This window comes from Pseudomonas sp. MIL9 (assembly GCF_016887925.1).
GTDB lineage: Bacteria > Pseudomonadota > Gammaproteobacteria > Pseudomonadales > Pseudomonadaceae > Aquipseudomonas > Aquipseudomonas mohnii.
Window position 1 is genome coordinate 1 of sequence record NZ_JAFEHE010000043.1, and the last position, 19,500, is coordinate 19,500.

Sequence of the window (19,500 nt, forward strand, 5' to 3'; positions counted from 1 at the left end):
ATGTGTTTGCTCGCACGAACATCATCAATCAAATCGGCGTTCTTGTTTCTGTGTTTCCCGGGATTCCGTGAAGAACCTTTTTTTTGGGTTCTTCACGGAATCCCGGGATACAAAGCTAACGCAAGACCTGTAGGAGCGAGCCTGCTCGCGATGGTCGTGAACGATAACGCGGGGAACCTGACGCCCCGCGGTGTTCTCCAGTTCATCGCGAGCCGGCTCGCTAAGGGGCCATGACAGCCACCGCCGAAATCCTGCCCATCGCCAACCTCACCTACGCTTAGGTAGGATGCTCCTCTCTGCTTTCGAGGTTTGCGCGTCATGTTCATCGGTGTCCTGCTCGTCATCACCTGGCTGATCCTGCTACTGCGCTATCCGGCCAAAGCGCTGCCCGTTTCCATGGCCGCCGCCGTGGGCCTGGGTATTGTCGCCACGTGGGTGATCTGGATGGACCATCGCGAACTCAAGCAACTGGAGCGTCTTGAATTGCGCATCAGCTACGCGCCGCAGCACTGCCCCGCCGACCGGCCGCTGCAATTGACCCTGAACAATGGCAACGACGTGCCGCTGACCGAGCTGCGCTGGCGCGTCGCGGCCTACGCGCCGGGTGACACGGTCAATCTCGCTGACAACCAGTACACCGCCCCGCGCTACCGTGGCCCCGGCGAATTGCAGGCCGGTGGCAACTGGGAAGACTGTCTGCCGCTGCCGCCGTTGCGCCCCGGCTACCGCCCGGAAACCCTGGAGTTTCGCGCCGAGCGCTTGCAAGGTAGTTTCTCCGACTGAGCCTTCCCCCCACTTTTTTGCACAAGGACCGCGCCATGCCCGTTGCGTTGATTACCGGATGTTCCAGCGGCATCGGCCGCGCCCTGGCCGATGTGTTCAAGGCTGCCGGGTACACAGTCTGGGCCAGCGCCCGCAAGCCTGAAGACGTGGCAACCCTGACCGCCGCCGGTTTCACCGCCGTGCAACTGGACGTCAACGATGGCCAGGCGCTCGAACGGTTGAGCGAGCGCATCAACCAGCAACACGGTGGCCTCGATGTGCTGATCAACAACGCCGGTTATGGCGCCATGGGGCCACTGCTCGACGGCGGTGTGCCGGCGATGCAGCGTCAGTTCGAAACCAATGTGTTCGCCATTGTCGGCGTGACCCGCGCACTGTTCCCGGTGTTGCGCCGGGCCAAAGGCCTGGTGCTGAACATCGGCAGCGTCTCCGGCGTGTTGGTGACGCCATTCGCCGGCGCCTATTGTGCTTCGAAAGCGGCGGTGCATGCCTTGAGCGATGCCTTGCGCATGGAGTTGGCGCCGTTTGGCGTGCGGGTCATGGAGGTTCAGCCGGGCGCCATCGCGTCGAGTTTCGCCAAGAACGCGGGCCACGAAGCCGAACAACTGATCAGTGAGCAATCGCCGTGGTTTCCATTGCGCGAAGGTATCCGCGCCAGGGCCAGGGCCTCCCAGGACAAACCGACGCCCGCCAGCGAATTTGCCGCCGGAGTACTCAAGGCTGTGCAGCAAAACAAGCCGCCACGACTGTTACGCCTGGGCAATGGCAGCCGGGCATTGCCGTTGCTGGCCGGACTGTTGCCCAAGGGCCTGCTGGAATCAGGCTTGATGAAGCGATTCGGATTGCGCGGGCAGCTCTGAGACCGGGTTATCGTTCTTCGCGGCCAGGCAGATTTTGAGGAAACACCATGACCGACTACACCGAATACTTCGACGAAGTGATCAAGGCCCACGTCGCCATCGAACAATGGTTGGCCGAAGAACGCGATGTGCGCGAACTTGAACAGCTGCTGAGCCGTTTTTCGCCGCAATTCTCCATGGTTTCGCCCCTGGGACGAGTGCTGGATTTTGCCGCGCTGAACGAGTTGTTCATGCTGGCCGGCGGCAAGAAGCTGGGTTTTCGTATCGAGTTGAGCGAATTGCGCGGCATTGCGCTGCATGACGGTGGCGCCACCGTCAGTTACCGCGAGCAGCAGACCGATGCGACGGGGCTGCATTCGGATCGGCGCTCTACGGTGGTGTTTGAAAAGCAGGCGGATGGCCGCGTGATCTGGCGGCATTTGCAGGAGACGTTTTGCAGCAAATAATTTTTTGCCTGTCTACGGAGCCATGACGGGCTAAAAAATACACGATCAATAAGAGTGTGACCGTACATCACCACCTGTTATTTCTGTCAGTAGACAGCTCGAAACGTTCCCCCACAGACTGGATGACAGGAAGGAAACCACAGACCGAGTGTTATGCATGAGAGCCGGAAGCTGTTGTGGATGACTTCTTCACCAAGCTTTCTTTTATCCACACTCAGGGATTACTCCATCATGACGACTCCTCTCAACCCATCCAATCAACCCGGCACACCCGATCCGGACTTTGGTGATCAGGGCACTTTGACACTTCACACGTTGATCAACGATCCAGAGTTTGTTGCGGTACACCTGTTCAAGGGCATCGCAGGTGATTCGCAGGGAGGGACGATTTTCAGTGCCCAAATGTATCGCGACGATCGCTACGTCTATGCGCTGGGACGGATGGATGAACGCGGTGAACTGGACATGACATTCGCAGACCGTGGGCTGACATTTGGAAATTTTGTAGCCAAACACAGCTCCGCAGGCGGCAAACTCGCTGTTTCGCAGGGCGGCAAAATTTATATGCTGGGTTGGAGCGAGCGCGCCGATGGTTGGGCCGATTTGGTCGTGGCGTGCTTTGATCACAATGGCAAGCCCGATCCAGCGTTTGGTCAAAACGGTCGAGTCATCATCCCCACCCCGCCCGATCTGGAACTACATACAGATCTCTCCTCAATCCACGTACAGCCCGACAACAAGTTGCTCATCAGTCCGAGTTATACATCGCTCAGCGTCTCGAAACCGGCAATCGGCGTGCTTTTGCGTCTGATGCCAGATGGGTCATCAGACACCGGTTTCAGCAACAATGGACGCTGGGAATTCACGTTGCCCGACCACCCAAAATCGGCGACAGCAATAGGAGCCTGCCTATCTCAAGGAGAGAACATCATCATTGCCGGACATGTGCAATTCGGGGCGCAAAAAGATGATGCTGTAGTGGCTCGACTGAGTCACGATGGACAAATTGATAGCAGTTTTGGCGACCGCTCCCTCCCGGGTTTTCATGTCGTCGAAGCCCCCGGCTACGCCACTCGTTTCAATGCACTTATTGAAAGATCCGATGGAAGCCTGGTCGGTGCGGGGGGAGCCAACATGAGCGGCGAACAGCAGACCGCTGGGCTGCTCGTTGCGCTAACACCCAACGGCACGCCGCATCAACTGTTCAATAACCGCAAACCTCTGATTACCCGGTTCGATGACGCCGTCGATATCGGTTGGGTAACGGCACTCGCCATGACCGAAAACAAATTCGTGGTGGCTTCAGGTGGACGACAGTCCACCTCGATTTACCTCGCAAGCTTCCTGCCTGATGGCCAACCCGATAGAAACTTTAATGGCAAGGGATATACCGACCTTGATTCTGAGTCACAAAGCGACCCCGTAGTAGTCACTTCTGGATTAGGAGGTCGGGTCGTAATCAGCGCGAACGTGCTAGGCCTGTCCCCTGAGGGCGTGGGCCTTGCGCGACGCTTCTACGGGTAACACCTTGCAAGCGAGCAGCGGTTGACTACCGCTGCTCCTGTTGCTTCACCACCACCGTACATGTAATCCCCGCCGCCAACAGCACGCCTTCCGGCACTTCGTCGATGTGAATCCGCACCGGCACCCGTTGCGCCAGGCGCACCCAGTTGAAGGTCGGGTTCACGTCGGCGATCAACTCACGGCTTTCCGGGTTGTCGCGGTCGTAGATACCGCGCGAGATGCTTTCCACATGGCCCTTGAGCACTTCGCCGCTCATCAGTTGCATGTCGGCCTTATCGCCCACGCGCACATGGGGCAGTTTGGTTTCTTCGAAGAACCCATAGACCCAGAACGAATTCATGTCGACCACGGCCATTTTCGCCTCGCCGATACGCGCGTAGTCGCCGCGATGCACATTGAGGTTGGTCACATAACCGTCCACGGCGGCGCGGACTTCGGTGCGTTTGAGGTTCAGCTCGGCGGCTTCCAGTTGCGCCTGGGCCTGCTGGTAATCGGCCAGGGCCGAGTCGGCGAGGTTGCTGGCGTCGTCGCGGTTTTCCCTGGAGATCACCAGGTTGTCCATGTCGGCCCGGCGATGGGCGTTGTCCTTGCGCATCTCCCACGTGGCCTTGCGCGAAGCCACCAGCGACTGTGCCTGCTTGACCGCGAGACGGTAGTGCTCGGGGTCGATCAGCATCAGCAGGTCACCCTTCTTCACCAACTGGTTGTCACGCACCGGCACTTGCACCACCTCGCCGGTGACGTCGGCGGCAACGTTGATGATGTCGGCGCGCACCCGGCCGTCGCGGGTCCATGGCGTCTCCATGTAGTACACCCAGAGGGTCCGGCCGATCCATATCGCCAGGGCCAGTACCAGCAGAGTTGCAAGCAGGCTGAATAGCTTTTTCATCAGGGTGTTCTCAACGGTAGACAGTCAGCGCCAGGGCGCCGAACAGACAGGTAAACAGACTCAGGCGCAGCAACGCCGGGTGCCAGAAAAAACGGTACAGGTCGAACCCGGCCAGGAAGCGGTCCAGCGCCCAGGCCAGCGCCGCCGCGATCAAAAACATCAGGGTCATGGTCGGCATGTACACGCCGTGGAAGGCGATTTCACGAGGCATGTTCAAGTCCTTGGGGCTTCACGGTGGCATGGTTGTAGCCGGCGAGCGGTGATTGCGGGTCCAGCAGCGAGGTGCGGATGAAGTGCAGGTAGCTCTTGACCCGACGCAGCGCCGAGGTTTCGAAGTGTGGGGCGAACGGTTCGTCGGTGGCTTGCACGCGGCTGATGGCATGGTCGACCGCGACCAGCGCACGCTCCAGATTGCTCTGGCCGGGTTGCAGAAACAGCCGCACCAGCGAACGCCCCATCACACGGATCGACTGGCGCCACGGCTGGGATTCGGAATAGGCGGGATGCACCGGCAGGACGGCCTGTTCCTTGCGCAGCTCGATGATCGCGTGCCCCACTTCCAGCACCACGAACATCCAGCGCAGCAGGTTTCGCTGGACCTGCGGCTGCCCCGCCGCGAAGCCATAGGCCTGGTGCACCAGGTCGCGGGTGCGGCTTTCGAAACTCGAGGCCAGGCCCTTGAGTTTGCCACCGATGGCATACACCACCTGCCCCCGCAGATCCTGCTCCAGTCGACGCCACAACCAACGGCTGTTGGGCGGCAGAATGATCGCCCCCGCCGCCGCACACACCAGCATGCCCAGCACCATGGCGATGTAGTCGTTGATGAAGGTGTACGGGTTGTAGACCGTAAGATTGTCCGGCACCGAACCGGTACTGAAAAAGATCAGCAATCCCAGCCCTACCCCGACGTATTGCGGCCGCGAGGTGAGGAACGACCCCAGCACGATCACCGGTGCGAGCATCACACAGAGCAACGGAAACCCATCGATTCGCGGAAAAATGAAGAACATCTCGACGAAGCCGATCAACGCCCCGAGAAAGGTGCCGCAAGCCATTTGGAATGACATGCGCTTGGGGTTCGGTGTGGCGGCGGAAAGGCCGACGGTGGCGGCGGAGATCAAGGTCATGGTCGCCCCGCTCGGCCACGCCGTGGCCACCCAATAGCTGCCCAGCACCACCAGAATGAACGCGGCGCGAATCCCCGAGGCTGCCGATACCAGCCAACTGGTCTGCGGCGTGAACGGCTGGTCCCAGCGCTCCCGTTCGTGGCTGTGATCGGCCAGCGACGCGTGGGTCTGTGCATAATTGTGCAGGTCATCGACGAAGCGATAGAGCAGTTCGTACGCCGTGTGGAAATCCAGTTGCTCGGCGTCGCTTGGCTGACTCTCCTGGAAAAGCGCCCGAAGGCTGCGTACCCGCGCCGGAAGACCTTCCTTATAAGCGCTCAGGGCCTTCACCAGACGCGCCGCATCGGCGTTGGTCAGGGCGCGACCGCTAAAGCCGTCGAGCAATTCGGCCAGATCGATCAACCCCGGTTTGATTGCGGCCACCACTTGATCCGCTGCACTGTTGCGCAGGCGTTCCAGCAACTGGTGCAAGGCGTTGAAGCGGGTGGTGATGCCCATGAACTCGCTGTTCAAGCGACTGAGCCGGCCGTTGCGCCGGCGCATGTGCGGGTCTTCGAACATGGTGACGCTACGCAGCCCCTCCAGGCCCACGGCCTCGGCGATGAAACGCACGTTGCCAGCCTCGAACGCCTCGCGCTGACTGCGCCCACGCAAACCGTCGGTGACGAACAAGGCGAACACGCCGAAACGCTGGTAGAGGGCGTTGCGCATGGCGGCACCGGACGATTGCGGCAGGATCGCGGCGCTGACCAGGGTCGAGCAGAGGATCCCCAGGGAGATTTCCAGCACCCGCCAGACCGCCGCCATGAAGGCGCCGTCCGGATGGGCCAGCGCGGGCAAACCGACCATCGCTGCGGTGTAACCGGCCAATACGAAACCGTAGGCGCGGAAGTTACGATAGCGGGCCGCGCCGGCCGTGCAGATACCGACCCAGATCGCCAACGAACCGAGGAACAGTTCGGTGTTCTGCGCAAACAGGGCGATCAACGCGACCATCACCGACGACCCGGCCAGGGTGCCAAGGAACCGATAAAAACTCTTGGCGAACACATGACCGCTCTGCGGCTGCATCACGATGAACACCGTGATCATCGCGGTGCGCGGCTGCGGCAACTCCAGGCGCATGGCCAGCCACAGGGTCAGGAATGCGGCGATCAACACCTTGAAAATGTATACCCAGGTCACGCCGTCGCTGCGTGCCCAGTCAAAGAACCCCCGGCGCCATTCCAGGGAATACAGCCAGCGCAGAGGTGCGGGCAAGGGAGTCATGGAGTCCTGCTCACTTAGGAAAGTCTGGAAACGATTGAAGCCCTGTGGCGAGCGAGCCTGCTCGCGCCGGGCTGCGAAGCAGCCCCAAAACGCTGGCAGTCATTGCTGATGTTGTGAGTGCTGCGCACTCAAGCGGGAGCAAGCTCCCTCGCCACAAAGATGGCCTGGCCTGATGCATCCGGGTCACCTGAGCAGTCTCGGCTTTTTCGGCGCGGCTGTCTGACTGTCCTTGGGCACATCGTTACCGGCCCCCAGCCCACCGCCCAACGCCGTCACCAACTCGGCATGAGCACTCAGTCGCGCCGCCTGAACCTGTTGCTGCACTTGCTGCTGTTTGAACAACAGGGTCTGGGCATTGAGCACGTTGAGGTAATCGGTGAGCCCGCGCTGATAGGCAACCATTGCGATGTCATAAGTCTTCTGTGCAGTCGCCACCGACTCGGCGGCAAACATTTGCTGCTTGTCCATGGACTCTCGGCGGATCAACTGGTCGGAGATGCTCTTCAGCGCATTGACCAGGGTCTGGTTGTACTTCGCCACGGCGATATCATAACCGGCCGAGGCTTCACCCAGTTCCGCGCGCAGTCGCCCGCCGTCAAAGATCGGCAAGGAAATCGCCGGGCCGACGCTGTAGTTGAGTTTCTTGCCGGACAAAAACTCCAGCGCACCACCGCCAGTCGCGATGTAGCCGAGGCTGCCGACCAGATTGACGTTGGGATAGAAACCGGCATGGGCAACATCGATGCCGCGTGCCTGCGCCGCCACCTGCCAGCGGCTGGCGACCACGTCCGGGCGCTGCCCCAGCAACTGCGCCGGCAACGATGACGGCAACTTCAGTGCCGCGCCCAACGACAGCGTCGGTCGCTGCAACTGCGCGCCCTCGCCCGGACCTTTACCGGCAAGTGCGGCCAATTGATTGCGGCTCAGGGCGATTTCTTCGTCCAGCGCATCGATCTGACGATGGGTTTCCGGCAGCGGCGTTTCGGCCTCGCTGACTTCGAAATGGGTACCGATCCCACCGTTCAAGCGCCTTCGCGCCAGCTCGAGGATCTGCTCTTGCTGCTTCAATGTGGCTTCGGCAATGTCCCGCTGCGCGTAATGCAGCGAGAGTTCGATATAGACGCGCACGATGTTGTTCTGCAGTTCGAGCTGGGCCTGGCGCGCTTCGGCGACGGTCATGTGGGCCATGTCCACGGCGCTCTCGGTGGCATTGCTTTCACGGCCCCAGAGGTCGAGGGCGTAGCTGAAACCCAACGAAGCGTTGTTGTCCCAGGTGGTGGTGTTGGCCAGGTTACCGGGGCCATAGAATTGATCGGTCGCCCAGTTGTGGCGCTTGATGCTCGACTCGCCATTGATCTGCAGCGATTCGGCAGACTCGGCGAGGCCGGCCATGGATTTGGCCTGACGCACCCTCGCGGCGGCCATGGCCATGGTCGGGCTGCCTTGCACGGCGAGGTCGATCCAGCGATTCAGTTGTGCATCGCCATACGCCTGCCACCACTGGGCGGTGGGCCAATGCGCATCCTGAGCGGCGCTTTGGATGGCTTCGTCGGTGACCAGTGAATCGGCCTCCAGCGCCTTGCCCTGCGGGGCAATACCTCCGGTTCCGATGCAGCCGCTGATTGCCAGGGTTAAAGCCAAAACACTGAGCGGTTGAAGCGCTCTGCTAATGCGACGCGGCACTGCTGCGATTTCCTGAAATAGAGGAGGTAACGAGATCTGACAGGAGCCGGTTGCTGGCGATGCAGACACCCTGGAACAACGGGATGACAGCAGCGACGCATTCGCCAGCAAGCCGGCTCCTACAGTCCATACAATTCTATGGATGAGCCTTGGTCGCGATAAGCCGGAATTCCTGTGAATCTTTGTTACCGTTAACGCGATAATCCCTTGGTCGGGGTCTCAAATCCTGAAACTTCATGTCACAATTTGCCATCGAACCCGAGAGCACCCCATGGACACACTGCAAAACATGCGCGCCTTCAGTTACGTGGCCGAAGCGGGAAGCTTCACCGCCGCCGCCGTACAACTGGACACCACCACGGCCAACGTCTCGCGCGCGGTCTCCAACCTGGAAGCCCACCTGCAAACCCGTCTTCTCAACCGCACGACCCGCCGCATCGCCCTCACCGAAGCCGGCAAGCGTTACCTGCTGCGCTGCGAGCAGATCCTGGCCTACGTCGAAGAAGCCGAAGCAGAAGCCAGCGACGCCCACGCGCGCCCGGCCGGGCAACTGAAGGTGCACACCATGACCGGCATCGGTCAGCACTTCGTGATCGACGCCATTGCCCGCTACCGCAAGACCCACCCGGACGTGACCTTCGACCTGACCATGGCCAACCGCGTACCGGACCTGCTCGACGAGGGCTACGACGTGTCCATCGTCCTGGCCAGCGAACTGCCCGACTCGGGTTTCGTCTCCCAACGCCTGGGCATCACCTTCAGTATCGTTTGCGCCTCCCCGGCCTACGTCAAAGCCAACGGTTGCGCGCAAAAACCCAGCGACCTGCTCAACCACGCCTGCCTGCGCCTGGTGAGCCCGGTGATTCCCCTGGAAAAATGGGCATTCGACGGCCCGGAAGGCCAGGAAATGGTCACCATCAACAGCTCACCGTTCCTGGTGAACTCCGCCGACGCCATGAAAAGCGCGATCACCAGCGGCATGGGCGTCGGCGTGCTGCCGCTGTACGCAGCGATCGACGGCCTGCGCAACGGCACCCTGGTACGCGTGATGCCCAAATACCGCTCCCAGGAACTGAACCTGTACGCCATCTACCCTTCGCGGCAATACCTGGATGCAAAGATCAAGACATGGGTCGAGTATTTGCGCGGATCGCTGCCGGAATTGTTGGCGGCACATCAAGTCGAACTGGCGGCTTATGAAATGAGCGGGAGCATGGCCGGGGCGCGAATGGCGAACTGAGCCTGCCAGAGACACACAATGCCCCCACGGGAAATGGCTGCGTAACCCTATTCCGCGTTCGACCAAGACCATGTGTAGGAGCGAGCCTGCTCGCGATGGACGTCAACGATGACGCGGGCTGTCTGAATGCTCGCGTTGCCCGGACGTTTATCGTCGGAACGCCGCCCGGAGCAGGCTCGCTCCTACAGTGGATTGAGTACAGCCGTCAGGCCGCCTTCGCGCTATATCGAAGTGCGGCAGGCAGGGGTGCAACGACGATACCGACAGCTAGAGCTCCTGTAGGAGCGAGCCTGCTCGCGATGGACGTCAACGATGACGCGGGCTGTCTGAATGCCCGCGTTGCCTGGACGTTCTTCGTCGGAACGCCGCCCGGAGCAAGCTCGCTCCCACAGAAAAGCAAAGCGGCGCACACCCACCTGCTCCTCACCACTCATCAGGCCGAGCGTTAGCTCGCCTGCAGCTCTTGATCTTGATCCACACGCCCCTTCGGGAGGCTGAGTGGAGGTGTGCATCCGGGGAGTGGCGCGCAGCGCCGTTCGACGCAGTCGAACACGCTGCATGCAGGTTGAAGCGAAGCCAACCGGAGGGCAGTGTCCCCGGATGGATACCGCAGCGAAGGAACGCCGAGCCTTAGCGAGGGGCCGGACGCTCGGGGCGAGCGTTTTTTTGGTTACTTTTTTTAGGCGCTTGTAAAAAAAGTGACTCGCCGTAAGGGCGAACCCCTAAGTCGCCGTTACCGCAGCAACGGATATGTCCCCAACCAACCCAAAACCTGGTCGGCCCAAAGGCCGCCAAGGCCAAACCAAACTGACAGCGCCGTCAGTTAGCAGTCACCTTCCTGACCGCCAAACAGGTTTATAAAGGAACCTACCAACCTACCGACCACCAGCCCTGGCGCCCCACTCGCATGCGAATCCAGCAAAAACCCGCCCTGCTCGTCGCCCTCCTGATCGTCCTGGCAGCGCTGGGCCTGTGGTATGCCAGCCAACCCGCCAAAACCAGACTCGCCGCCCCCACCGCCATCCCCGTACGCGTCGTCAGCGTCATCCAAAAAGACGTCCCCCGCTACGTCAGCGGTATCGGCTCGGTCCTGTCCCTGCACAGCGTGGTGGTCCGCCCGCAAATCGACGGCATCCTCACCAAACTGCTGGTCAAGGAAGGCCAACTGGTGAACAAGGGCGACCTGCTGGCCACCATCGACGACCGCTCGATCCGCGCCAGCCTCGATCAGGCCAGGGCGCAACTGGGTGAAAGCCAGGCGCAACTGCAAGTGGCGCTGGTCAACCTCAAGCGCTACAAACTGCTGAGCGTCGACGACGGCGTCTCCAAACAGACCTATGACCAGCAACAGGCGCTGGTCAACCAGCTCAAGGCCACCGCCCAAGGCAACCAGGCCTCGATTGATGCGGCACAGGTGCAACTGTCCTACACGCAGATTCGCTCCCCGGTCACCGGCCGCGTCGGTATTCGCACAGTGGACGAAGGCAACTTCCTGCGCATGACCGACGCCCAAGGGCTGTTTACGGTGACCCAGATCGACCCGATCGCCGTGGAGTTCTCCCTGCCACAGCAAATGCTGCCGACCCTGCAAGGCTTGATCGGCGATCCGGAGCGTGCCCAGGTGAAGGCCTACATCGGTGCCGACACCGATGGCGAAACCGGCAACCTGCTGGGTGAAGGCCATCTGACCCTGATCGATAACCAGATCAACGCCAACACCGGGACCATCCGCGCCAAGGCTGAATTCAGCAACCCCGCGCAGACGCTCTGGCCGGGCCTGCTGGTGACGGTAAAGATTCAGACAGCGCTGGATAAAGATGCCCTGGTGGTTCCGCCCACCGTCGTACAACGTGGCCTTGACCAGCATTTCGTTTACCGGGTGAACGGCGACAAGGTCGAAACCGTTAACGTGCAGATGGTGTCCCAAGGCAGCGGCCAGGACATCATCAAAGGGGTCAAACCGGGGGATCTGCTGGTCAGCGACGGTCAGTCACGGCTCAAGCCCGGCTCGACCGTGCAGGTCCTGACTGAGCCGCCGCAAGTGGTCCAGTCGGAGTCGAAACCATGAAGGGCCACGGTTCGGTTTCGGCCTGGTGCATCGATCATCCGGTCGCGACCATCCTGCTGACGTTTGCCCTGGTCCTGCTCGGTGTGATCGCCTTCCCTCGACTGCCGATCGCACCACTGCCGGAAGCAGAGTTCCCGACCATCCAGGTGGCGGCACAATTGCCGGGCGCCAGTCCGGAAACCATGGCGTCGTCGGTGGCCACGCCGCTTGAAGTGCAATTCAGCGCCATCCCCGGCGTGACCCAGATGACCTCGAGCAGCGCCCTGGGCTCGACCAACCTGACCCTGCAATTCACCCTCGATAAAAGCATCGATACCGCCGCTCAAGAGGTCCAGGCCGCGATCAACACCGCCGCCGGCAAACTGCCCAAGGACATGCCGACCCTGCCGACCTGGCGCAAGGTCAACCCGGCCGACAGCCCGGTGCTGATCCTCAGCGTCAATTCGACCCAGATGCCCGGCACTGAACTCAGCGACCTGGTGGAAACCCTGCTCTCGCGTCAGATCAGCCAGATCGATGGCGTAGGCCAAATCAACATCACCGGTCAGCAACGCCCGGCGATTCGCGTCCAGGCATCGGCCGACAAGCTCGCCGCCATCGGTCTGACGCTGGCGGACATTCGCCTGGCGATCCAGCAAACCAGCCTCAACCTGGCCAAAGGCGCACTGTACGGCGAGTCGAGCATTTCGACGCTGTCCACCAACGACCAGTTGTTCCAACCCGAGGAATACAGCCAGCTCATCGTTTCCTACAAGGACGGTGCACCGGTTCACCTGAAGGATGTGGCCAAAGTCGTCAACGGTTCGGAAAATGCCTACGTTCAGGCCTGGGCCGGTGACCAACCCGGCGTGAATCTGGTCATTTCCCGGCAACCGGGCGCCAATATCGTCGAGACCGTGGATCGCATCCAGGCCGCATTGCCCGCCCTCGAAGCCATGCTGCCGGCGTCGGTGCAGGTCAAAGTGCTGGTCGACCGCACCCAGACCATTCGCGCCTCGTTGCATGAAGTGGAAGTCACCCTGCTGATCGCCATCCTGCTGGTGGTCGCGGTGATGGCGCTGTTCCTGCGCCAATGGTCGGCAACGATGATTGTGTCGGCGGTGCTCGGGGTTTCGCTGACGGCCAGTTTCGCCCTGATGTACATCATGGGCTTCAGCCTGAACAACCTGACGCTGGTGGCCATCGTAGTGGCCGTGGGGTTTGTGGTCGACGATGCGATCGTGGTGGTGGAGAACATTCACCGCCACCTGGAGGCTGGCGACGGCATGCGCGAAGCGGCGATCAAAGGCGCCGGCGAGATCGGTTTCACCGTGGTGTCGATCAGTTTCTCGCTGGTGGCGGCGTTCATTCCGCTGCTGTTCATGGGCGGCGTGGTCGGGCGGCTGTTCAAGGAGTTCGCCTTGACCGCCACCTCGACCATCATGATTTCGGTGGTGGTGTCGCTGACATTGGCCCCGACCCTGGCCGCGCTGTTCATGCGTGCCCCCGTGCATCATGCCCACAGCACACCGACCTTCGGCGATCGTTTGCTGGCCTTCTATGAAAAAGGTCTGCGCCGCGCCCTGGCCCATCAGAAGTTGATGATCGGGGTGTTCGGCCTGTCCCTCGGACTGGCGATTGCCGGGTACATTTTCATCCCCAAAGGTTTCTTCCCGGTGCAGGACACCGGTTTCGTCCTCGGCACCACCGAGGCGGCTGCGGATATTTCCTACAGCGACATGGTGAAAAAGCATCTGGCGATGGCTGAAATCGTCGCGGCGGATCCGGCGGTCGCGGCCTTTTCCCACTCGGTCGGGGTATCGGGCAGCAACCAGACCATCGCCAACGGCCGCTTCTGGATTTCCCTGAAAAAACGCAGTGATCGCGACGTTTCGGCCAGTCAGTTCATCGACCGGATTCGCCCGCAACTGATGAAAGTACCGGGCATCGTGCTGTACCTGCGCGCCGGCCAGGACATCAACCTCAGTTCCGGCCCGAGCCGCGCCCAGTACCAATACGTGCTCAAGAGCAACGACGGCGCGGTCCTGAGCACCTGGACCCAGCGCCTGACGGAAAAACTGCGTGGCAACCCGGCATTCCGCGATGTGTCCAACGACCTGCAACTGGGCGGCAGCATCACCCACATCACGATCGACCGCAGCGCGGCGGCACGTTTCGGCCTGACCGCCAGCGATGTCGACGAAGCGTTGTACGACGCCTTCGGCCAGCGACAGATCAACGAATTCCAGACCCAGATCAACCAGTACAACGTGATCCTGGAACTGGACACCCAGCAACGCGGCAAGGCAGAAAGCCTCAACTATTTCTACCTGCGCTCACCGCTGAGCGGCGAAATGGTGCCGTTGTCGGCCCTGGCGAAATTCGATGCGCCGACCATAGGCCCGCTGTCCATCGCCCATGACGGGATGTTCCCGGCGGCGAACCTGTCGTTCAACCTGGCGCCCGGTGTGGCGTTGGGCGATGCGGTGATCATGCTCAACCAGGCCAAGGTCGACATTGGCATGCCGGTGGCCATCAGCGGCAATTTCCAGGGCGCGGCCCAGGCATTCCAGAGTTCGCTGGCCAGCCAGCCGTGGCTGATCCTGGCGGCGCTGGTGGCGGTGTACATCATTCTCGGTGTGCTCTATGAAAGCTTCGTGCATCCGCTGACGATCATCTCGACCCTGCCCTCGGCAGGCCTGGGCGCGGTGATCATGCTGTGGATTTGCGGCCAGGACTTTTCGATCATGGCGCTGATTGGCCTGGTGCTGCTGATCGGTATCGTGAAGAAAAACGGCATCCTGATGATCGACTTCGCCCTCGAAGCGCAGCGCAAAGGTGGCTTGCCCCCGGAAGAAGCGATCTTCCAGGCCTGCATCACGCGGTTCCGGCCGATCATCATGACCACCCTCGCCGCCCTGCTCGGCGCCCTGCCGCTGATGCTCGGCTACGGCACCGGCGCGGAACTGCGCCAACCCCTGGGGATCGCGGTGGTTGGCGGCTTGCTGGTGAGCCAGGCGCTGACGCTGTTCACCACGCCGGTCATATACTTGTGGCTGGAGCGTTTATTTCATAGGCACACTCTCTCACCAGCGCTTCCGCCCACACCGGCGCTGGCAACCACAGACTGAGGCGGGGTCATGCGCGTTCTGATTATCGAAGACGAAGAAAAAACCGCGGATTATCTGCACCGCGGCCTGACGGAACAGGGTTACACCGTGGACCTGGCGCGCGATGGCGTGGAAGGCCTGCACCTGGCGCTGGAAAGCGACTACGCGGTGATCGTCCTCGACGTGATGCTGCCGGGCCTCGACGGCTTCGGCGTACTGCGCGCCCTGCGTGCGCGCAAGCAAACCCCGGTGATCATGCTCACCGCCCGTGAGCGTGTCGAAGACCGGATCAAAGGCCTGCGCGATGGTGCCGATGATTACCTCGGCAAACCGTTTTCCTTCCTTGAACTGGTGGCGCGCCTGCAAGCGCTGACCCGGCGCAGCAGTGGCCATGAACCGGTGCAAGTGAGCATCGCCGACCTGTGGATAGATTTGATCAGCCGCAAGGCCACCCGCGCCGGTACGCGCCTGGACCTGACCGCCAAGGAGTTCTCGCTGCTCAGTGTGCTGGCCCGCCGGCAAGGGGAAATCCTCTCGAAAACGGCGATTGCCGAGATGGTCTGGGACATCAATTTCGACAGCGATGCCAACGTCGTCGAAGTCGCGATCAAACGCCTGCGGGCCAAGCTCGACGGGCCGTTCGAAGAGAAACTGCTGCACACCATTCGTGGCATGGGTTATGTGCTGGAGAGCCGGGGTGTCCAGTAATTCGATTGCCCTGCGCCTGAGCGGCATGTTCACGCTGGTGGCGCTATTGGTGTTCCTGCTGATCGGCTGGGCGCTGTATCAGCAGGTGGATAAAGGCTTGGGACTGTTGCCCGAAGCCGAACTGGATGCGCGCTACAGCGTGCTCGAATCCACCGTTGGCCGCTATGGCACGCCCGAGCACTGGGTGAAGATCAACAACAAGCTCAAGCTGCTCGGCGAAGAGGACAAGCGCATCAGCTTCTGGATCACCAGTGGCGATCCGCACTACGAATACGGCAACCTCACCCCGCAAATCCGCGCTTTCGCCGAAGGGCCGCTGGGCATGCGCGACCTGCAACTGCCGGATCAGCCTTATCCACTGAAAGTGCTGGTCAGTGAGTTCCCGGCCAAGGACCAACGCCCGCCGCTGCGCTTCATGATCGGCATCGACACCGAAACCTTTCTCCAGACTCAACACCACTTGCTGATCGCCTTGGTCAGCCTGGCGATTATCGGGGTGCTGCTGGCGTCGGCGCTGGGTTATTGGGTGGCGCGGATCGGTCTCAAACCCTTGATCAAGCTGTCTCAGGAGGCACAGCGCCTGGCCCCGCCATTGCGCTCGGGACGCCTGCAAATGTCGTCTTTGCCGCCGGAATTGAATCAGTTCGTCAACTCGTTCAATTCCACGCTGGAACGGGTCGAGCAGGCCTACTCGCGCCTTGAATCGTTCAATGCCGATGTCGCCCACGAACTGCGCTCGCCCCTGACCAACCTGATCGGCCAGACCCAGGTCGCCCTGACCCGCGGACGTTCGGCCGAGCATTATTTCGAGGTGCTGCAATCGAATCTCGAAGAGCTGGAGCGACTGCGCTCGATCATCAACGATATGCTGTTCCTCGCCAGCGCCGACCAGGGCAGCAAGGCGACGAAACTGACCTCGACCTCATTGGCCGACGAAGTGGCGACGACCCTGGAATACCTGGATTTCATTCTCGAGGATGCCCAGGTTCAGGTGCAGGTCAGCGGCGATGCGCAGGTGCGAATCGAGATCGCGCATCTGCGCCGGGCGTTGATCAACCTGCTGAGCAACGCCGTGCAGCACACCGAGCCCGGGCAGGTCATTCAGGTACGGATCGAGGCCGAAGCGCACCAGGTCAGCATTGGCGTGGCCAACCCCGGTTCGCCGATAGCCAGCGAGCACTTGCCGCGTTTGTTCGAGCGCTTCTACCGCGTCGATGCTTCGCGCAGCAACAGCGGTAACAACCATGGTTTGGGGTTGGCGATCGTCAAGGCGATTGCCCTGATGCATGGCGGCGACGTGTTCGTGCGCAGCGACCATGGGATGAATACCTTCGGGATTCACCTGCCTGTCTGACGCACCCGCAAGCACTGCCGCGCCCCGAGATCTTTGCTTTTTTCGCAATAGTCCTTTCTTGAATCAGGTCTGTTTCTCGGCGCTCAAGATCCTTATCTTTGCCCGCACTAAACAGCACTTGCCAAGCAAGAAGGTTTTAAAGATGTCCAACAGTATGGGTATTGCCAGCGCTTTCGTTTTGTCCTCTTTGTTCGTGTCTCCGTTCGCCATGGCTGAAGAGTCGCATGCCTTCGTCGCACAGAATTCCGCACGCGCCGCAGCGTTTGAAGAGCATCAGGGCGAAATGACCGCGAAAGCCCAGAAAGCCACCCAGGCCCCTCAAGCTACGAGTTCCAAGACCCAGCCTAAGGTCCAGAAAGACAGTTGATTGCTACGCATCACACCTGTTCCCCCGACGCTTTTCATCGGCTCTTCCCTTTGAAAAGTCGTCTTCAAAGCCGCTGCTATCAGCGGCTTTTTTTCGTCGCATTGTTTAAACGACAAGCTCGATTTCCTCTGTAAGACACGTCCCTGACTGCCAAAACAATAACGTTCAACCTGGACCAGGGAGCTTGACTGCGCGTGTATTTTCCATTCAGGTTCAATCCGTCATTCATTACAGTCACTGCAACGATAAGCCACTGCTGCCCACAGGGCGCTGAGCCGGCCATCGACGGTTCGAGTTTGAATTTCAATGTTCCTCGTTGTCTTTTAAGCGTCAACAAGCAAAAGGCCAGCACGTTTTGCTGGCCTTTTTTTTGTCCGGGACTTATATAGTCGCTCTGAATGTCACCGGTTTCTGAGACTCTGCCTTACTCTCGAAAAATTCAAAATGGCCCCTTAGCAGAAGTCAGAACCATGAGTGTGAGCGGTACACCATCTCAACCACCGACCCGGTCAATACAGTCCGAGTGGTTTCTGGTGATCAGCAGTTTGTTGCTGGTCACGGCGATATTGAGCATTGTCGCCTTCCTGCTGATCCGTGAACGCGGCAATGCACAAGAATCCGCCACCCGTGCTGCTTCCAATATCGTGCAGTTGATCGATGCAGATGTACTGCGCAACGTCGAACTCTATGATCTGACATTGCAAGGCCTGATCGCTGCATCCCGCCGCGACGACCTCAAGGCGGTTTCTCCGACCATACGTCATTTGGCCTTGTTCGACCGTTCCACTGCCGTGCCCTACAAGGGCGACATTCTGTTGCTTGATGCGCAGGCAAATGTGATCGCGGATTCCGCGTCAGTGCAGCCACGCAATGGCAATTATGCCGACCGCGAATACTTTCAATCCCACGTCAACAACCCGGACCTGGGGATGTTCATCAGCCGCCCCTTCCGATCCCGACACGCCGAGCATGAGTGGCGCATCAGTTTCAGCCGCCGGCTCAGCGGCGAACAGGGCGAATTCCTCGGCGTCGCTGAAGCGGCAATGCGCCTGAGTTACTTCGACCAGTTGTTCAGCAGCCTGAACATCGGGCGTAACAGTTCGGTGAATCTGATCAGCAAGGACGGGATTCTTCTGGCCCAGGAGCCACGCCTGATCGACGAACTGGTCGGCAAGGATTTCAGCAATCGCCCCAACTTCCAGCGCATTGTCAGAGAAGGCGATGGCAGTTTCACCGGCATCTCAAGCCTCACCCATGATGAACGCTTGTACACATTCTCCAAGGTGGGCGACTTGCCATTGATCGTCATCGTCGCGCAGTCCAGCAATGAGGTGTTTGCGTCATGGAGACGCACTGCGATCGTGGTCAGCCTGGCGACCCTTGCACTGTGCATCAGCCTGCTCTGGCTGACCTTGTTGCTCTGCCGGGAACTGCGTCTGCGCCGACAGGCCGAGAAAGAACTGGCGCAACTGGCCACCACCGATGGCCTGACCGGCGTGGCCAATCGGCGGATGCTCGATCAAACCCTGCGCCACGAGTGGTTCCGCGCCCAACGCTCGGGCGAACCGTTGTCGGTGATGATGATCGATGCGGATCATTTCAAGGCGTTCAATGATCGGCATGGGCATCAGGCCGGGGATCAGGCATTGCGCGAGCTGGCCAAGGTCATCGTTTCGAACGTGCGGCGCCCGGCGGATCTGGTGGCGCGTTATGGTGGTGAAGAGTTCTCGGTGATCCTCGCCGACACCAACGCTGCCGGTGCACGGCAGATTGCCGAGCATATTCGTGTGGCGGTGGAGCAGATGCCCAAGGTCGAGGGCGCAGAGGTGGCGATGACCGTGAGCATCGGCATCAGCACCTGGACGGCTGCGAGCGAGATGACGCTGGAGCAGCTGTTGTTTGCCGCGGACAAAGCGTTGTATCAGGCCAAGGAAGGTGGGCGGAACCGGGTGGTGACGACTGACTGAGAGGCTTTGCGCTTCCAGACAATGCAAAAGCTGTGGGCATAAAAAAGGTTCTTCACGGATTACCGGGAAAGACGCTCTTGATCTTCATGAAAAAGAATTCGCTATCCCGGTAACCGTACGCCA

General features: G+C 60.5%; 15 protein-coding genes and 1 pseudogene. 12 read left to right on the forward strand and 4 right to left on the reverse strand.

The genetic code is table 11. The features are described from left to right. Positions 1–99: 99 nt before the first annotated feature. The 5 genes and pseudogenes from JQF37_RS31875 to JQF37_RS30935 all read left to right on the forward strand — a co-directional run. Positions 100–222 (forward strand): annotated as a pseudogene (locus JQF37_RS31875) (outer membrane lipoprotein carrier protein LolA); the annotation flags it as partial. 96 nt (positions 223–318) lie between these two features. Further along, entirely contained in the window at positions 319–783 is a 465-nt protein-coding gene (locus JQF37_RS30920) for a hypothetical protein (RefSeq protein WP_047532900.1), read from the forward strand. A 35-nt stretch (positions 784–818) separates the two neighbouring features. Beyond that, positions 819–1,643, forward strand: coding sequence for an SDR family oxidoreductase (locus tag JQF37_RS30925; protein WP_130211443.1), 825 nt, complete (start codon positions 819–821; stop codon positions 1,641–1,643). A 47-nt stretch (positions 1,644–1,690) separates the two neighbouring features. Further along, the gene (locus JQF37_RS30930) at positions 1,691–2,089 is read left to right on the forward strand and encodes a DUF4440 domain-containing protein (RefSeq protein ID WP_130211442.1); all 399 of its coding nucleotides are present in this window, start codon (positions 1,691–1,693) and stop codon (positions 2,087–2,089) included. 180 nt (positions 2,090–2,269) lie between these two features. Then, positions 2,270–3,613, forward strand: a complete 1,344-nt coding sequence (locus JQF37_RS30935; protein WP_189340519.1) for a hypothetical protein — start codon at positions 2,270–2,272, stop codon at positions 3,611–3,613. Positions 3,614–3,638: 25 nt separating this feature from the next. On the opposite strand, the gene JQF37_RS30940 is transcribed toward JQF37_RS30935, so the two are convergent. The 4 genes from JQF37_RS30940 to JQF37_RS30955 all read right to left on the reverse strand — a co-directional run bounded on the left by JQF37_RS30940 (position 3,639) and on the right by JQF37_RS30955 (position 8,584). Next, positions 3,639–4,502 carry an HlyD family secretion protein gene (locus JQF37_RS30940; RefSeq protein WP_130211440.1) on the reverse strand — a complete coding sequence of 288 codons (864 nt, stop codon included), beginning with the start codon at positions 4,500–4,502 and terminating at the stop codon, positions 3,639–3,641. A gap of 10 nt (positions 4,503–4,512) precedes the next feature. Next, positions 4,513–4,713 (reverse strand): DUF1656 domain-containing protein, encoded by a 201-nt coding sequence (locus JQF37_RS30945; protein WP_130211439.1) that lies wholly within the window; start codon positions 4,711–4,713, stop codon positions 4,513–4,515. Further along, entirely contained in the window at positions 4,703–6,901 is a 2,199-nt protein-coding gene (locus JQF37_RS30950) for an FUSC family protein (RefSeq protein ID WP_130211438.1), read from the reverse strand. The genes JQF37_RS30945 and JQF37_RS30950 overlap by 11 nt, the downstream gene beginning before the upstream one ends. Positions 6,902–7,084: 183 nt before the next feature. After that, complete coding sequence (locus JQF37_RS30955) at positions 7,085–8,584, reverse strand: efflux transporter outer membrane subunit (protein ID WP_130211437.1); 1,500 nt, start codon at positions 8,582–8,584, stop codon at positions 7,085–7,087. Between the two features lie 271 nt (positions 8,585–8,855). Here JQF37_RS30955 and JQF37_RS30960 point away from each other — a divergent pair, with 271 nt between their 5' ends. The 7 genes from JQF37_RS30960 to JQF37_RS30990 all read left to right on the forward strand — a co-directional run bounded on the left by JQF37_RS30960 (position 8,856) and on the right by JQF37_RS30990 (position 19,377). After that, complete coding sequence (locus JQF37_RS30960; RefSeq protein ID WP_130211436.1) at positions 8,856–9,824, forward strand: LysR family transcriptional regulator; 969 nt, start codon at positions 8,856–8,858, stop codon at positions 9,822–9,824. Positions 9,825–10,731: 907 nt separating this feature from the next. Continuing rightward, entirely contained in the window at positions 10,732–11,892 is a 1,161-nt protein-coding gene (locus JQF37_RS30965; protein WP_130211435.1) for an efflux RND transporter periplasmic adaptor subunit, read from the forward strand. Continuing rightward, positions 11,889–15,002 (forward strand): multidrug efflux RND transporter permease subunit, encoded by a 3,114-nt coding sequence (locus JQF37_RS30970; RefSeq protein WP_130211434.1) that lies wholly within the window; start codon positions 11,889–11,891, stop codon positions 15,000–15,002. The genes JQF37_RS30965 and JQF37_RS30970 overlap by 4 nt, the downstream gene beginning before the upstream one ends. 9 nt (positions 15,003–15,011) lie before the next feature. Further along, positions 15,012–15,689, forward strand: a complete 678-nt coding sequence (locus JQF37_RS30975; RefSeq protein ID WP_130211433.1) for a heavy metal response regulator transcription factor — start codon at positions 15,012–15,014, stop codon at positions 15,687–15,689. Further along, the gene (locus JQF37_RS30980) at positions 15,679–17,043 is read left to right on the forward strand and encodes a heavy metal sensor histidine kinase (RefSeq protein WP_130211432.1); all 1,365 of its coding nucleotides are present in this window, start codon (positions 15,679–15,681) and stop codon (positions 17,041–17,043) included. Before JQF37_RS30975 ends, JQF37_RS30980 begins: the two co-directional genes overlap by 11 nt. A 142-nt stretch (positions 17,044–17,185) precedes the next feature. Beyond that, positions 17,186–17,410 carry a hypothetical protein gene (locus tag JQF37_RS30985; protein WP_130211444.1) on the forward strand — a complete coding sequence of 75 codons (225 nt, stop codon included), beginning with the start codon at positions 17,186–17,188 and terminating at the stop codon, positions 17,408–17,410. A 470-nt stretch (positions 17,411–17,880) separates the two neighbouring features. Next, on the forward strand, positions 17,881–19,377 hold the full coding sequence (locus JQF37_RS30990; RefSeq protein ID WP_130211431.1) for a sensor domain-containing diguanylate cyclase: 1,497 nt from the start codon (positions 17,881–17,883) through the stop codon (positions 19,375–19,377). The last annotated feature ends 123 nt before the right edge of the window (positions 19,378–19,500 follow it).